Annotated in this window: 14 protein-coding genes; 1 reads left to right on the top strand and 13 read right to left on the bottom strand. The window is 67.6% G+C overall.

Features of this window, described 5'->3' with window-relative positions; genetic code table 11:
- Window positions 1-37 precede the first annotated feature (37 nt).
- The 13 genes from glnB to sepIVA form a co-directional block, all read right to left on the bottom strand.
- Window positions 38-376: a nitrogen regulatory protein P-II gene (glnB, locus tag OK015_RS10625; RefSeq protein ID WP_268131249.1), complete on the bottom strand. Its 339-nt coding sequence runs from the start codon at window positions 374-376 to the stop codon at window positions 38-40.
- A 2-nt stretch (window positions 377-378) separates the two neighbouring features.
- Complete coding sequence (locus tag OK015_RS10620) at window positions 379-1,788, bottom strand: ammonium transporter (RefSeq protein ID WP_268132614.1); 1,410 nt, start codon at window positions 1,786-1,788, stop codon at window positions 379-381.
- A gap of 158 nt (window positions 1,789-1,946) precedes the next feature.
- Complete coding sequence (gene ftsY / locus OK015_RS10615) at window positions 1,947-3,272, bottom strand: signal recognition particle-docking protein FtsY (protein WP_268131248.1); 1,326 nt, start codon at window positions 3,270-3,272, stop codon at window positions 1,947-1,949.
- 80 nt (window positions 3,273-3,352) lie between these two features.
- Window positions 3,353-6,955, bottom strand: coding sequence for a chromosome segregation protein SMC (gene smc / locus OK015_RS10610; RefSeq protein WP_268131247.1), 3,603 nt, complete (start codon window positions 6,953-6,955; stop codon window positions 3,353-3,355).
- A gap of 235 nt (window positions 6,956-7,190) precedes the next feature.
- Window positions 7,191-7,484: an acylphosphatase gene (locus OK015_RS10605; protein WP_268131245.1), complete on the bottom strand. Its 294-nt coding sequence runs from the start codon at window positions 7,482-7,484 to the stop codon at window positions 7,191-7,193.
- Window positions 7,471-7,896 (bottom strand): OsmC family protein, encoded by a 426-nt coding sequence (locus OK015_RS10600; RefSeq protein WP_268131243.1) that lies wholly within the window; start codon window positions 7,894-7,896, stop codon window positions 7,471-7,473. The genes OK015_RS10605 and OK015_RS10600 overlap by 14 nt, the downstream gene beginning before the upstream one ends.
- Window positions 7,897-7,929: 33 nt before the next feature.
- Complete coding sequence (locus tag OK015_RS10595; RefSeq protein WP_268131241.1) at window positions 7,930-8,499, bottom strand: NifU family protein; 570 nt, start codon at window positions 8,497-8,499, stop codon at window positions 7,930-7,932.
- Complete coding sequence (feoB, locus tag OK015_RS10590; protein ID WP_268131239.1) at window positions 8,496-10,409, bottom strand: ferrous iron transporter B; 1,914 nt, start codon at window positions 10,407-10,409, stop codon at window positions 8,496-8,498. The genes OK015_RS10595 and feoB overlap by 4 nt, the downstream gene beginning before the upstream one ends.
- Window positions 10,406-10,690, bottom strand: a complete 285-nt coding sequence (locus tag OK015_RS10585) for a FeoA family protein (RefSeq protein WP_268131238.1) — start codon at window positions 10,688-10,690, stop codon at window positions 10,406-10,408. Before OK015_RS10585 ends, feoB begins: the two co-directional genes overlap by 4 nt.
- An 86-nt stretch (window positions 10,691-10,776) precedes the next feature.
- Window positions 10,777-11,646, bottom strand: a complete 870-nt coding sequence (gene mutM / locus OK015_RS10580) for a DNA-formamidopyrimidine glycosylase (protein ID WP_268131237.1) — start codon at window positions 11,644-11,646, stop codon at window positions 10,777-10,779.
- 18 nt (window positions 11,647-11,664) lie between these two features.
- Entirely contained in the window at window positions 11,665-12,378 is a 714-nt protein-coding gene (gene rnc, locus OK015_RS10575) for a ribonuclease III (RefSeq protein WP_268131235.1), read from the bottom strand.
- Window positions 12,375-12,971 (bottom strand): YceD family protein, encoded by a 597-nt coding sequence (locus tag OK015_RS10570; protein ID WP_268131233.1) that lies wholly within the window; start codon window positions 12,969-12,971, stop codon window positions 12,375-12,377. The genes rnc and OK015_RS10570 overlap by 4 nt, the downstream gene beginning before the upstream one ends.
- 105 nt (window positions 12,972-13,076) lie before the next feature.
- Window positions 13,077-13,814: a cell division protein SepIVA gene (sepIVA, locus tag OK015_RS10565; protein WP_268132612.1), complete on the bottom strand. Its 738-nt coding sequence runs from the start codon at window positions 13,812-13,814 to the stop codon at window positions 13,077-13,079.
- A gap of 315 nt (window positions 13,815-14,129) precedes the next feature.
- Between sepIVA and OK015_RS10560 the strand changes: the two genes are divergently transcribed.
- On the top strand, window positions 14,130-14,867 hold the full coding sequence (locus OK015_RS10560; RefSeq protein ID WP_268131231.1) for a thioesterase II family protein: 738 nt from the start codon (window positions 14,130-14,132) through the stop codon (window positions 14,865-14,867).
- Window positions 14,868-14,905: the final 38 nt, after the last annotated feature.

Raw genomic sequence — 14,905 nt, 5'->3', positions numbered from 1 at the left:
GGCCCGTCCGGCCTGGATCAAAAATCTACGGTCAGGGTCAGAGGGCATCGGTTCCGCGTTCACCGGTGCGCACTCGCACAATGGTTTCCACGGGACTGACCCAGACCTTGCCGTCGCCGATCTTGCCGGTGCGTGCGGCCCGGACAATGCTGTCCACGACCTTGTCGACGATGGAGTCGTCGACAACGACCTCGATCCGGACCTTCGGCACGAAATCGACCGAGTATTCAGCGCCCCGGTAGACCTCGGTGTGCCCCTTCTGCCGGCCGTAGCCCTGGACTTCGCTGACCGTCAGCCCCAGGACACCCGCGTCCTCCAGGCTCGTCTTGACATCATCGAGGGTGAACGGCTTCACGATCGCGGTGACCAGCTTCATATCTACTCCGCCTCCACTTTCTCGGCCGCGACTGCTTCGTCCAGTCCGTTAGAGCTGTCCGGCAGGCTGGCACGGGGAAGAACCGACGACGTCGCCACGGCGAAATCGTAACCGCTCTCCGCGTGCTCGGCCTCATCGATGCCTGCTGCCTCCGCTTCCGGATTCAGCCGCAGCCCGATCGTGTACTTCAGGATCAAGGCGATGATAATCGTCCCCACGAACGAGAAGCCAAGGACGCTGAACGCGCCGACGGCCTGTTTTTCCAGCTGATCCCAGCCGCCGCCGTAGAACAATCCCTTGGATACGCCCGTGACGCCGTTGATCGCCACGCTCTCCGGGGCCGCCAGCAGGCCGACCAGCAGGGTGCCGGCCAGACCGCCGACCAGGTGCACCCCGACCACGTCCAGCGAGTCGTCGAAGCCGAGCTTGAACTTCAGCCCGACCGCCAGCGCACACACCACACCGGCGACCAGGCCGACGATCAGAGCGCCCAGGACATTCACCGACGAGCAGGACGGGGTGATGGCGACCAGCCCCGCAACGATGCCCGACGCCGCTCCCAGCGTCGTCGCCTTGCCGTCCCGAATACGCTCGGTGAGCAGCCAGGCCAGCATCGCCGTCGCCGTCGCGACCGTGGTCGTCATGAACGTCGCGGCCGCGGCGCCATTGGAGCTGGTGGCCGACCCGGCGTTGAAGCCGTACCAGCCGAACCACAGCAGGCCGGCGCCGAGCATCACGAACGGCAGGTTGTGCGGGCGGAACAGCGTGGTGGGCCAGCCTTTGCGCTTACCCAGCACCAGTGCCAGCGCCAGACCCGCGGTACCGGAGTTGATATGGACCGCAGTTCCGCCCGCGAAGTCGATCGCGTGCAGCTTGTTGGCGATCCAGCCGCCCTTCTCGGCCGCGAACCCGTCGAACGCGAAAACCCAGTGCGCAACCGGGAAGTACACGAACGTCGCCCACAGGCCGGAGAACACCAGCCAGGCGCTGAACTTGAGGCGGTCGGAGACCGCGCCCGAGATCAGAGCGACGGTGATGATCGCGAACATCAACTGGAATGCCACGAATACGGTCGCGGGTAGGGTGCCGGCCAGCGGGATATCCGTCGCTGCAACACCTTTGGTCGGGTCGGCGGCCACGGCGTTGCCGCCGATCAGACCCTTCAGGCCCCAGTACTCGGTGGGGTCGCCGATCAGGTTGGCCTTGTCAGTGCCAAACGAGACCGAATAGCCATATAGAACCCATAGCACTGTCACCACGCCCATGGCGCTGATACTCATCATCAGCATGTTGAGCACGCTTCTGGCGCGCACCATGCCGCCATAGAAGAACGCCAAGCCTGGCGTCATCAACAGCACCAGCGCTGAACTCGCCAGCATCCATGCGGTATCGCCGGTATTGGGCTGGCCCATTACTGGGAAACTCACTCGCTATCACCTCCGGTCGGCCCTGAACGGGGCATCAGACATGTGCCTGATGACCTGATCCAGAACCTTGCGCAATGGTTGTTTCCGAGATGGGGCCTCCGTGTTTCGACGTCATTAACGAAACGGCCCCCGTGTAAGGGGTGTCAGCCGAGCAGGGCGTCCACGAATGCGGCAGTCTCAAAAGGCGCCAAATCGTCGGGGCCTTCCCCAAGGCCGACCAGTTTCACCGGCACGCCGAGTTCTTGTTGCACCCGGAAAACGATGCCGCCCTTGGCCGTTCCGTCCAGCTTGGTCAGCACCGCGCCGGTGATGTCGACGACGTCTGCGAAGACCTTTGCCTGAGCCAGGCCGTTCTGCCCGATCGTGGCGTCGAGGACCAAGAGCACCTCGTCGACGGCCGCGCGCCGACTCACCACGCGTTTGACCTTGTCGAGTTCGTCCATCAGACCCACCTTGGTGTGCAACCGTCCGGCGGTGTCGATCAGCACGACGTCGGCGCCCGTCTCGATGCCCTTGTCGACGGCGTCGAAGGCCACCGCCGCCGGGTCCGAGCCCTCGGCGCCGCGCACCACCTCGGCGCCCACCCGGGAAGCCCAGGTCTGCAGTTGATCGGCGGCTGCGGCCCGGAATGTGTCGGCGGCGCCCAGCACGACCCGCCGGCCGTCGGCCACCAGCACCCGCGCCAGCTTGCCCACGGTCGTGGTTTTTCCGGTGCCGTTGACGCCGACGACCAGCAACACCGACGGGTGGTCGTCGTGTGGCAGGGCCCGAATCGTGCGGTCCATCTCGGGTTTCAGCTCGTTGATCAGCACGTCGCGCAGCACGGCGCGCGCGTCGGCTTCGGTGTGCACGTTGCCGCTGGCCAGCCGGCTGCGCAGCTGGGTGACCACCGACTCGGTGACCACCGGGCCCAGATCGGCGACCAACAGGGTGTCCTCGACGTCCTGCCAGGAGTCTTCGTCGAGGTCACCGCCCCCGAGCAATCCGAGCATGCTGCGCCCGAGCGCGTTCTGCGAGCGGGCCAGCCGGCCGCGCAGGCGTTCCAGCCGGCCTTCGGTCGGCGCGATTTCCTCGATCTCGGCCGCAGGGGCTTCAGGTGCCGCGGGGGGTTCAGGTGGTGCGGCGGGGGGTTCAGGAGTCGGCGGAGCGAGCGGCGGCGGGGTGGCGGTTTCGGGTTCGGCCTCCGGCGCCGGGAGGTGTACATCGGAGATCGTGCGCCGCGGCGCATCGCGTGGGATGGTCGCGTCGTCTCCCACCGCGGGCAACCCGCTGGTGTCGATCGTCGGTGCACCCCGGCTGAAGGTGATGCCAGACGACGCGGTGTAGCCCCCGGACCGGTCGAGTGCGCCCGGCTCGGGCCGGGTCAGGCTGATCCGGCGGCGGCGGTACCGCCTCAGCCCCAGGACCAGCGCGGCGATGACAACCAGGACGGCAACGACGGCGATGGCGATCCAAAGACCTTGCGACACGCTGACATTGTTTCAGGGCCACACCGCCCCACTCACAGCGGCAGCCGCCGCCCCCGCTGCGGGGCCGGACCTAAGCGGACCTAAGAGGATGCGGTGGCGAGCTGCTGGACCTCTTGTCCGCGCATGCGCTGCGAGATCACCGCGGTAATGCCGTCGCCCTGCATGGTCACGCCGTACAGCGCGTCGGCGACCTCCATCGTCGGCTTCTGGTGGGTGATGATCAGCAGCTGCGAGCGCGCCCGCAGCAGCTCGAACAGCGAGATCAGGCGGCGCAGGTTGGTGTCGTCGAGCGCGGCCTCCACCTCGTCCATGATGTAGAACGGCGACGGGCGGGCGCGGAAGATCGCCACCAGCATCGCCACCGCGGTCAGCGCCTTTTCGCCACCGGACAGCAACGACAGTCGGGTGATCTTCTTGCCCGGCGGGCGCGCCTCCACCTCGATGCCGGTGGTCAGCATGTCGTCCGGGTTGGTCAGCCGCAGTCGGCCCTCGCCGCCGGGGAACAGCACGGTGAAGACTTCCCGGAATTCGCGTTCCACGTCGACAAACGCGTCGCTGAACACCTGCAGGATGCGGGCGTCGACGTCGGCGACGACGTCGAGCAGATCCTTGCGGGCCGCCTTGACGTCCTCGAGCTGGGTGGACAGAAAGTTGTAGCGCTCCTCCAGCGCGGCAAACTCCTCGAGCGCCAGCGGATTGACCCTGCCGAGTTCGGCCAGTTCCCGCTCGGCTCGCTTGGCCCGCCGCTCCTGGGTGGGCCGGTCGTAAGGCACCGGGGCGGGTGCGGTGACCTGCTCGCCGCGCTCGCGGGCCAGCTCGAACTCGGCCATCTCCAACTCGGAGGGCGGCAACGCGACCTGCGGGCCATATTCGGCGACCAGATCGGCGGGGCTCATGCCGAACTGCTCGAGCACCATTTGTTCGAGCTGCTCGATGCGCAGCGCCGCCTGGGCGTTGGCCACCTCGTCGCGGTGCAGCGAATCGGTCAGCGTGGCCACCCGGGCGCCCAGCGTGTGCACCTCGTTGCGGACCGCCGCCATCGCCGTCGACCGTGCCTCCCGCTCGGCGACCATGGCGTCGCGGATCTGCGATGCCGCACCGACCACCCGGCTCAACCGCGCGGCCAGCACACGCCCCGCGTCGGCCACCGCCGCGGCCACCGCGGCCGCCCGCAGCCGCGCGGCGTGTGCCTGCGCAGCCCGCACCCGCGCCTCGCGTTCGGCGGCGGCCGCACGCCGCAACGAATCCGCCCGGCCGCGCACGGCGTTGGCACGTTCCTCCGCGGTGCGTACCGCGAGCCGGGCCTCCACCTCGACGCCGCGGGCGGTGTCGGCCGCGGCGGCGATGCGCTGACGATCGACGGGGTCTTCCGCAGGGGCGAACTGGCTGGCCTGGGCGTTGCGCAGCCGGGTTTCGAGTTCGGTGACCTCTTCGATGGTCTGAGCGCGCCCCGCCTCCAGCTCCTCGCGCTGGCGCAACAGCCGGTTCCACTCTTCGTCAGCGGTCCGGGCGTCTTGTCCGAGCCGGCCCAGCTGCTCATACATCGCCGAGATCTCGGTGTCGGACTCGTTGAGCGCGGCCAACGCCTGCTCGGCGGAGTCCTGACGGGCGCGCTGCTCGCTCAGTGCGCCGGACAGGGCGGCGGCCAGCTGCGCCACCTGCGACTCGGCGGCGGCCAGCTCGCTGCCGGCCTTGTCGATCTCCGAGGTGAGCTCCAGCGTCGACGGCTTGCGGTCCGACCCACCGCTCACCCAGCCGCGGCCGACCAGGTCACCGTCGAGGGTGACGGCGCGCAGCTGCGGGCGGCCCGCCACCAGATCCAGCGCCGCGCCCAGTTCGTCGACCACCGCGACGCCGGACAGCATCGCGACCAACGCGCCGCGCAGCCGCTGCGGCGCCTCGATCAGATCGAGGGCCCACAGGGCACCGCCGGGCAGCGGCGGGGGTTCGAGATCGTTGTCCGGGGCGGGCCAGTCCCCCAGCACCAGGGCCGCGCGGCCGCCGTCGGCCTGTTTCAGCGCGGCGACCGCCGAACGCGCCGCGCCGAAGCTTTCCGCGGCCAGCGCGTCGGCCGCCGACCCGAGCACCGCGGCCAGCGCCGTCTCATACCCCGCGCGAACCTTGACCAATTTCGCTATCGGCCCGAAAAGCCCTGTGTCATTGTGGTTTTGCGTAAGCCACGCCGCGCCGTCCTTGCGCTCGAGCCCTACCGAAAGCGCATCGATGCGAGCGCGCAGTGACGCCACCCGGCGTTCGGCTTCCCGCTCGCCTGCCTGCAGCTCGGCGACCCGCTCGTCGGCCAGGCGCAGCGCGGCCACCGTCCGCTCGTGGTGTTCGTCCAGGCCGACCTCGCCCTGATCGAGTTCGCCGACGCGGCCCTGTACGGTTTCGAACTCCGCCCGGGTCTGCTGCGCGCGCGCAGCGCCCTGCTCGATGCGCTCGGACAGCCGGGCGACGCTGTCGTCGATCGATTCGATCCGGGCCCGCATGGTCTCGACCTGACCACCGAGGCGCGCCAGGCCCTCGCGCCGGTCCGCCTCGGCCCGGACGGCGGCCAGGTGGGCACGGTCGGCCTCGGCGGCCTCGCGCTCGCGCTCGGACAATTCGGCCCGGGCGGTCTCCCGCCGCGTCCGGGCGGTGGCCAGCTCCGCCAGCAGCTGCCGCTCCGCGGCCGCAACCTGTTCGGCCTCGGCGTCCAGTGCGTCCGGGTCGGTGTCGCTGGTCGCGACCGGCTCGTGATCCAGGTGCTGGGCGCGTTCGCTGGCGATGCGCACCGTGGCGCCCACCCGTTCCGCCAGGGCGGACAGCCCGAACCAGGTGTGCTGGACCGACTCGGCCCGCACCGACAGTTCGGCCAGCGCCGTCTCGTGCGCGGTCAGCTCCTCGGAAGCCACGGCCAGGCGGCTGGCGGCCTCGTCGTGTTCGCGGCGCATGGTGGCCTCGGCCTCCAGGATCGCGTCCCGCTGCACCTGCCGGTTGACCAGGTCGTCGGCGGCCAGCCGCAATCGCGCGTCGCGCAGGTCGGCCTGGATGGTCTGGGCGCGACGGGCCACCTCGGCTTGGCGGCCGAGCGGCTTGAGCTGCCGTCGCAGTTCGGTGGTCAGGTCGGTGAGTCGAGCCAGGTTGGCCTGCATCGCGTCGAGCTTGCGTAGAGCCTTTTCCTTGCGCTTGCGGTGCTTGAGCACGCCCGCGGCTTCTTCGATGAACGCGCGGCGATCCTCGGGCCGCGACTGCAGGATCTCGTCGAGCTTGCCCTGCCCCACGATGACGTGCATCTCGCGGCCGATGCCGGAGTCGCTCAACAGCTCTTGGACGTCCATCAAACGGCAACTGGTGCCGTTGATTTCGTATTCGCTGGCGCCGTCGCGGAACATCCTGCGGGTGATCGAGACCTCGGAGTACTCGATCGGCAGCGCGTTGTCGGCGTTGTCGATCGTGACGGTGACTTCGGCACGGCCCAGCGGGGCGCGCGACGACGTTCCGGCGAAAATGACGTCTTCCATCTTTCCGCCGCGCAGTGTCTTCGCGCCCTGTTCGCCCATCACCCACGCCAGCGCGTCGACCACGTTGGATTTGCCGGAACCATTGGGTCCGACGACGGCGGTGATGCCCGGCTCGAAGCGCAGAGTCGTCGGCGAAGCGAAGGACTTGAAGCCCTTCAGCGTCAGACTCTTGAGGTACACGGCGTGCCAGACTACCGCTCAAATCGCCGGAGTCACCGTCACCAAGGGGTGTCGGACTGCCCCAAATACGCCGCTCAACCCCGCCCTGACGCACGAGCAACAGTGGCCACTTCAGTCACGGAATCAGAAGTCATGATGCCTTTTCCCATCCGATATCGCCGGCGCTATCGGATGGAAAAGGGACTGTGGCGACTTTCGGCCGTGCCGCTGTGGCTGGTGTGACTCGCCGAGCCGCCTAACGCTCCACGAATCCCTCGAATTGCTCCTGCGGCTGCGACCACTCGGCGTCCACCTTGTCGACGCGGCCGGGCCGGGAAGGCCAGAAATGACCGCCTTCCAGCAGCTCTAGCAATTTTTCGCCCGCCTCGCGGGGTCCGTGCGCGACGACCAGGACGCGGCCGTCGGCCTGGTTGGCCGCGTAGCCGGTGAGCCCGAGCTCCAGCGCCCGGCAGCGGGTCCACCAGCGAAAGCCGACACCCTGCACGATGCCGTGCACCGAGGCGGTGAGCCGTACGTCAGGACCCGACATTGTCGGTCTCGGAGCTGATCTCGAACTTCACGGTGGTACCCGCCTTCAGCGTGCGCCCGACGGTGCAGACCAGGTCGACGGCCCGGTTGACGACCACGAGCAGGCGTTCCCTGTCAGCCTCGGACAGGCCCGACAGGTCCAGTTCGAGGGTTTCGGAGAGCAGCGGATAGACCTCTTCGTCGCGATCGGCGTCGCCGGAAACCCGGACCACCGCCTGGTAATCGTCGCCGAGCCGGCGGGCCAGCGGCTGGTCGCTGGACATCCCACTGCATGCGGCGAGCGCGATCTTGAGCAATTCGCCGGGGGTGAACACGCCTTCGACGTCCTCGGAGCCGACGAGTACCTGCGCGCCCCGTGAGCTATGGCCGGTGTAGCGGCGTGTCCCGGTGCGTTCGACCCACAATTCCGTCATGGCTCATTTCTACCGGGCACGCTGCTGACGACCTCAGCGGACTATCAACGACAGCAGCTTCTTACCGAAAGATATTGCGGTCGAATCGTTTTCGGACGAGACGACGACCTGCTCGTCGACCCGTCGTCGCAGTTCGCGCTCGAGCACGTCGCGCAGCGTGGAGGACGCGCCCGGACATCCGTCGCAGGCACCCGCCATCCGCACCGTCACGTGGTGGCCGACGACCGAGACCAGCTCGACCGAACCGCCGTGCGAGGTGGCGAGCGCGCCCACCGACCCGGCCAGCAGCTCCGCGGCGACGGCCTCCAATTTGCCTGCGGGAACCGATGATTCGTCGACCGTCCAGCCCGCCCGATCCGGCAGCGCGTCGCTGAGCGCGTCGCGGATGTCGTCGCCCACCTCGCGCCAGCTGGTGGCCGCGGCGATCGTGATCAGGATGCCGCCGGGGCCCACCACGACCTCGTCGATCACGCCTGTGTCCAGCAGGGTTCCCAGCCGGCCCGGGGCGATACGGACCGTGCCACGCGCCGGCAGTTGCTCCGGCGCGACCACCCAGCGCAGCTGGCGCGGATCGTCGGTGGCCGTGGCGTGGATCGGAATCATGCGCCCAGCGCTATCGCGACCGACCGGGCGGCAAACGCCATCACCCAGGCCAGGACGAACATGTAGGACCAGGCGACCGCGGGCCACTTCCACGAGTTGGTCTCGCGGCGCATCACCGCAACGGTCGACATGCATTGCAGCGCATAGATGAAGTACGCCATCAGCGCGATGACCGTCGGCGCCGTGAACACCTTATGGCCGTCGTCGTCGGTCAGGGAGACCAGCGCTTCGTGCGGATCGTCGGGGCTCTCGGCCGCCGCAACCTGGCCCAGGGTGGATACGAACACTTCGCGCGCCGACATCGAACCGAGCAAGGCGATGTTGATGTGCCAATCGAATCCGAGCGGTTTGAACACCGGCCCGACCGCCTTGCCTACATCGGCGGCGTAGCTGTGGTCCATCACGTACGCGGTGGCATCGTTGGGGGACATGTGCGCCGTCTCCGCGCCGCGCGCCGGCAGATTGAGCAGCACCCACAGCGCGACAGACGTCCCCAGGATGATGGTTCCGGCCTTGCGCAAGAACATCTTCGCCGAGTCCCACATCGTGATCAGCACGTTTTTGGGCGACGGGAAACGGTACGGGGGAAGCTCCATCGTGAACGGCAACAGGTCGCTGCGCAGGATCGTCGACTTGAACACCGATGCGGCGATCAGCGCCGAGGTACCCCCGCACACGTACAGCGCGAACATCGCGACACCCTGGGCGCTCAGGCCGCCCCATTTCGTCTGCGGCGACACCAGCAGGCCGACCAGCAGGGTGAACACCGGAAGCCGCGCCGAGCAGGTCATCAGCGGCGCCGTGATGATCGTGGCGATCCGATCTTTCGACGACGGCAGCGTCCGGGTCGCCATGATCCCCGGGATCGCGCAGGCGAACGACGAGAGCATCGCGACGAACGCGCGACCCTCCAATCCCGTCGCGGCCATCACCCGGTCCATCAAGAACGCGGCGCGCGCCATGTAACCGACGTTTTCCAGCAGCGCGATCAGCAGGAACAACAACACGATCTGCGGGATGAACTGCAGCACCGTTCCGACCCCGCCGATGAGCCCTTGGCCGAGCAGGCCGCGCACCACATAGTTGCCGATGTGATTGCTGACCCAGGTGCCCAGCCAGCCCAGCCAGTCGCCCACTTGATCCTGCACCGGGGCGGCGACGGTGAAAACGACCTGAAAGAAACAGAACATCACCACGAAGAAGATGACGGTGCCCCACAGCGGGTGCAGCACGACCGCGTCGATCCTGCGCGAGCGCCGATCCGGTTGCGGCGCAACGTAATCCGCCGCATCCAGCACCGACTTGCCCCACGCATCGATCGCGACATCCTCGCCCGGGGGCAGGACCGGGGGCCGTTTCCACTGGCCGAAGGCCACCAGTTGGCTGCGCAGCGTATCCACGCCAACGCCACGGTTCGCAATCACCGCGAGAACCGGGACACCCAGCGCCGTCGACAGGGCGTCGATCCCGATGCCGCCGCCGCGGGCGGTCAACTCGTCGGTCATGGTCAGGACCAGCAGGCACGGCAGGTCCTGCCGCAGCACCTGCGCCACCAGAATGATGGAACGGTGCAATGTGGTGGCGTCGGCCACGATCACGATCGCATCGGGCCGGCCGTCGCCGTAGACCTGGCCGCCCAGCAGGTCGGACACCACCGCCTCGTCCGGGCTGATCGGATCGAGGCTGTAGGTGCCGGGCAGATCCTCGATGGCAATCTCCACGCCGTCCACCTTCGTGGTGCCGACGCTGCGTCCGACCGTGACGCCCGGATAGTTGCCGGTCTTGGCGCGCAGCCCGGTCAGGTGGTTGAACACAGACGTCTTGCCCGCGTTGGGACTGCCCACCAAGGCGATCCGCGCCATCCCCGCGACGGCGACCGCACCGCCGCCGTCGTCGTGGCAGGCGGTCATGCGTCGCTCCCCGTCTTGATCTCGATCAGCCGCGCCTCACGCCGGCGCAGACACAATTCGGTGTCCTGGACCCGGTAGATGGTCGGGTCACCCATCGGGGCCCGGCGGATGACCTCGACGTCGGACGCCGGCCGGAATCCGAGCTGCCGCAGGCGGCCTGCCACCATCGGAGACACCGTCGGCGCCAGACCGACGATCGTTGCCCGTTCGCCCGGCGCCAACTGAGCCAGCACGGTCGGCGAACCCGAAAAACGATCTGCGTTTCGCGCTGATTTGCGCATTACTCGCCCCAACACCGGAGGTTGATCATCTTGGTAAGGATAACCTCACGATGGCGAGGATAACCTCAGCTTTTCGCGAAAAGGGATTAACTGCGTGGACGCGGCTGACAGCGCGGACAGTAGAACGACGAACGGTTCATGAATTTCTCCCGGCGTATGACCGCCCCGCAGCGCCGGCAGCTTTGGCTTTCGCGCCCATATGCGTCCAGGGATCGGTCGAAATAGCCCGACTCTCCGTTGACATTGACGTACAGCGAATCGAACGAGGTCCCCCCCTTGCCGAGCGCCTCGCGCATCACCTCCGCGGCGGCGTCCAGGACGGCGATCAGCTGGCGGCGGCTCAGCGTGGCGGCTACCCGGGCACCATGAACTTTTGCCCGCCACAACGCTTCATCGGCATAGATATTGCCGATTCCCGAAACCACCTGCTGATCCAGCAACTGGCGCTTGAGCTCAGAATGCTTGCGCCGCAACACCTTCACTACCGCATCGACGTCGAAGCGGGGGTCCAGCGGATCACGCGCGAGGTGCGCGACGGGCTCCGGGACCACGCTGCCGTCGACTTCCACCAGGTCGGCAAGCATCCAGCCGCCGAACGTCCGCTGGTCGGCGAAGCTCAGCACGGTTCCGTCGTCGAGCACCGCGGAGATCCGGACGTGGTCGGTTCGCGGCACCTCGCCCAGCAACATCTGCCCGCTCATGCCGAGGTGAACGACCAGCGCCGTGTCGGATTCTTGGCCCGACGGCTCCGAATCCAGCAGCAGCCACAGGTACTTGCCGCGCCGATCGGTTCCGTCGATTCGCGCGCCGAGGAGCCGGGCCGTGAGGTCGGCCGGGCCGGCCCCGTGGCGGCGCACCGCGCGGGGGTGGTGCACCCGGACCGCGGTGATCGTCTTGCCCACGACGTGGGCTTGCAAGCCGCGGCGCACCACCTCGACTTCGGGCAGTTCAGGCATCTAGTGCGGCTCGGGCATCTAGACGGGCGTTTTCCCCGCGGTGTCCAACGCTTCCAGCGTTTTCCAGGTCGCGGCGGCCGCCTTCTGCTCGGCTTCCTTTTTGGAGCGGCCCACACCCGACCCGTATTCGGTCTCCATCACGACGACCACCGCGGTGAATTCCTTGTCGTGGTCTGGGCCGGTGGAGGTGACCAGGTAGGACGGCGCACCCATGCCGCGGGCCGCGGTGAGCTCCTGCAGGCTGGTCTTCCAATCCAGGCCCGCGCCCAGCGTGGGTGCGGCGTCCAGCAGCGCACCGAACAACCGCAGGATCACCTCGCGCGCCGTCTCGATGCCGTGCGCCAGATAGATCGCGCCCAACAGCGATTCCATGCCGTCGGCCAGGATGCTCGACTTGTCGGCTCCGCCGGTGTTCGCTTCGCCGCGGCCCAGCAACAGGTGGACGCCCAGTCCCCCCTCGCACAGGTGTCGTCCGACGTCGGCCAGCGCCTGGGTGTTGACGACACTGGCACGCAGTTTGGCCAGGTCTCCCTCCGAACGGTCGGGATGACGATGGTAGAGCTCGTCGGTGACGGTCAGGCCCAGGACGGCGTCGCCGAGGAACTCCAGTCGCTCGTTGGTCGGCAGTCCGCCGTGCTCGTAGGCGTAGCTGCGGTGGGTCAGCGCCAGCGAGAGCAGCTCCTCGGGCAGGCCGACCCCGAGCGCATCGAGCAGAGTTTGCCGCGAGGTCACCGGTCCCCCCGAGAGGTATCGGCGTCACCGGAATCGTCGGACAGCATGTCCACCAGCTTGGCCCATCGCGGATCGACGCTGTCATGGTGGTGGCCGGGGTCATCGGCCAGCAGCACGCCGCATTGCGGACACAGCCCCGGGCAGTCCGGCTGGCATACCGGTGCGAACGGAAGGTCGAGTCCGACGGCATCGATGATCGACTGCTCGAGATCGATGCGGTCGTCGACGACCCGGCCGACCTCGTCCTCCTCGGTGGTCGCCTCCGTCGTGCTGTCCGGATAGGCGAAAAGTTCGGTCAACCCAACCTCCACGTGCCCTTGGACCTCGGTCAGGCATCGGGAGCACTCGCCGACGGTGGGGCCGGAGACCGTTCCGCTGACCAACACGCCTTCCGACACCGACTCGACCCGCAGATCCATGTCCAGCGGAGCGCCCTGCGGGATAGCGATCATGTCGAGTCCGATGCGCAACGGGCTGGGCACCGTGTTGCGCAGCGTCACCATCGATCCCGGGCGTCGCCCGAGCCGCGTGACGTCAACCGTCATCGGCGAGGCCGGATGCTGCTGCGCAGTGGTGGTGTGTTTGCGCGCCATAGCGAAATCTTACGGCGCCGCGGGCGTGCCCTGGACGGCACATCGGCCATCCGCCCAGGTGGTGGCGCTCGGCGCCCAGCGAGCCGAACCCGGCGGCGCCGCTCGCTAGCGGGTGGCGTAGTCGTGCGTGCCGGCTGCCGTCCGCAGCTGGTGGCGACCGCGGCCCACGGAACGAAGTGTGCCGTTGAGGAACTCCTCGAACTCGGCAAGCTTGTTGTCGACGTAGATGTCGCATTCACCGCGCAGCCGGTCCGCCTCGGCGTGGGCGGTGTCGATGAGGCGGGTGGACTCCGCGTTGGCCGCCTGCACGACCTCGTTCTGCGAAACCAGGCGCTGCTGCTCCTTGATGCCCTCTTGCACAGCCTTCTCGTAGGAGATGTTGCCGTTTTCGATCAGCCGGTCGGCTTCGGCCTGGGCGCGACCGACGCTGGCTTCGTACTCGCGTTTGGCCGCGGTGGCGATGCGCATCGCTTCCTCGCGCGCGTCGGCGACCATCCGCTCGCTGTGCTGGCGCGCCTCGTTCACCATCCGGTCGGCCTGCGCCTTGGCGTCGGAAAGCAGCCGGTCGGCCTCCGCGCGGGAGTGGTTGAGCAGTGACTCCGACTCCGTGGTTGCCGAGGACACCATCGAGTCGGCGTGCGCCTTGGCGTCCGACAGCATCGAATCACGCGCATCGAGCACGTCCTGGGCGTCGTCCAGTTCGCCGGGGATCGCATCCTTGATGTCGTCGATCAACTCCAGCACGTCACCGCGAGGCACCACACAACCCGCCGTCATCGGCACGCCGCGGGCTTCTTCGACAATGGCGCCCAATTCATCCAGCGCTTCAAAGACTCGATACACGGCCATGCCCTCCTGGCGTCTTACAACAAGATCCGGTTGTTACTAGTGTGCCTGGTGTTGCCTCTGTGACGACGGTGGCGACACCGGTGTGTCGGGCATTGGCGCACCGGGCTTGCCCGGACGCGCGTGGTGCCCTCGCCCGGCAGCCGTCGTATCGGTTGCCTGAATTGCGACACGGCATGGCAATCGCCTCACAAAATGGCATTCTTCCAGGAATTCCGCGGCACCGCCCAGCGCAGGTCGGACGGCCCGTCGTCACCGCAGGCGCCGATGGTCGCGGCCGGGCGACCAAGCGCATCGCGATAGGCTGAGCCGGTGACCGGGCCCACCGACCGAAATGGCGGCAACGCGAGCACGCCGACTTTATATATCTTTCCCCATGCCGGTGGGTCTGCGACATTTTATGTTCCCTTTGCCAAGGCGTTCTCCGCGGATATCAAACGGGTCGCCGTGCAATACCCCAGCCGGCGTGATCGCGGCTTGACGGAACTCGCCAGCATTCCCGAACTCGCCGAGGAAATCTTCACGATGATGGCGCCGTCGGCCAAAACCGGAGCTCCGGTGGCCTTTTTCGGCCACAGTATGGGCGGGCTGGTGTCGTTCGAGGTGGCGTTGAGATTCCAATCGGCCGGATACCCAATCGCGGCGCTTTTCATATCGTCCTGCGCGGCGCCGGGCCACATCAGATATAAGGAATTGCAGGGATCGGACCACGAGATATTGAAATTGGTCGCCCAGGTCACCGAGACGAATCCCGAGCACCTGGCAAATGACGAATTCGCCTCGAGCATCCTGCCCACGTTGCAAAGCGTCCGGACCATTGCCGCCTATACCCGGCCCCCGGAGATAAAGATGTCATGCCCGATCCATGCATTCGTCGGCGACGACGACATCATCGTGGCCGATGAGAACATGAGGGCCTGGGCCGATCGCACCACGCAGGAGTTCTCCCTGCAGGTCTTCCCCGGGGATCATTTCTATCTCACTGCACATTTGCCAGAACTGGTGAAGACGATCGAGGAATTCGTCCTCGACCCCCGCGGCGACAGTTAGCTGAGCGAACCGCGATCGGGTGCCGGTCGCCGACCTCG

This window comes from Mycobacterium sp. Aquia_216 (assembly GCF_026723865.1).
In the GTDB taxonomy this organism is placed as follows: Bacteria; Actinomycetota; Actinomycetes; order Mycobacteriales; family Mycobacteriaceae; genus Mycobacterium.
Note: the sequence above shows the minus strand (reverse complement) of the source record. Positions and strands in the feature narration are given on the sequence as shown.

Excerpts from the sequence above, each read along its gene's own strand:
- glnB (WP_268131249.1), bottom strand. The coding sequence starts at position 376 with ATGAAGCTGGTCACCGCGATCGTGAAGCCGTTCACCCTCGATGATGTC.
- OK015_RS10620 (WP_268132614.1), bottom strand. The coding sequence starts at position 1,788 with ATGGGCCAGCCCAATACCGGCGATACCGCATGGATGCTGGCGAGTTCA.
- OK015_RS10605 (WP_268131245.1), bottom strand. The coding sequence starts at position 7,484 with ATGTCGGGTCCTGACGTACGGCTCACCGCCTCGGTGCACGGCATCGTG.
- OK015_RS10600 (WP_268131243.1), bottom strand. The coding sequence starts at position 7,896 with ATGACGGAATTGTGGGTCGAACGCACCGGGACACGCCGCTACACCGGC.
- OK015_RS10595 (WP_268131241.1), bottom strand. The coding sequence starts at position 8,499 with ATGATTCCGATCCACGCCACGGCCACCGACGATCCGCGCCAGCTGCGC.
- feoB (WP_268131239.1), bottom strand. The coding sequence starts at position 10,409 with ATGACCGCCTGCCACGACGACGGCGGCGGTGCGGTCGCCGTCGCGGGG.
- OK015_RS10585 (WP_268131238.1), bottom strand. The coding sequence starts at position 10,690 with ATGCGCAAATCAGCGCGAAACGCAGATCGTTTTTCGGGTTCGCCGACC.
- mutM (WP_268131237.1), bottom strand. The coding sequence starts at position 11,646 with ATGCCTGAACTGCCCGAAGTCGAGGTGGTGCGCCGCGGCTTGCAAGCC.
- OK015_RS10570 (WP_268131233.1), bottom strand. The coding sequence starts at position 12,971 with ATGGCGCGCAAACACACCACCACTGCGCAGCAGCATCCGGCCTCGCCG.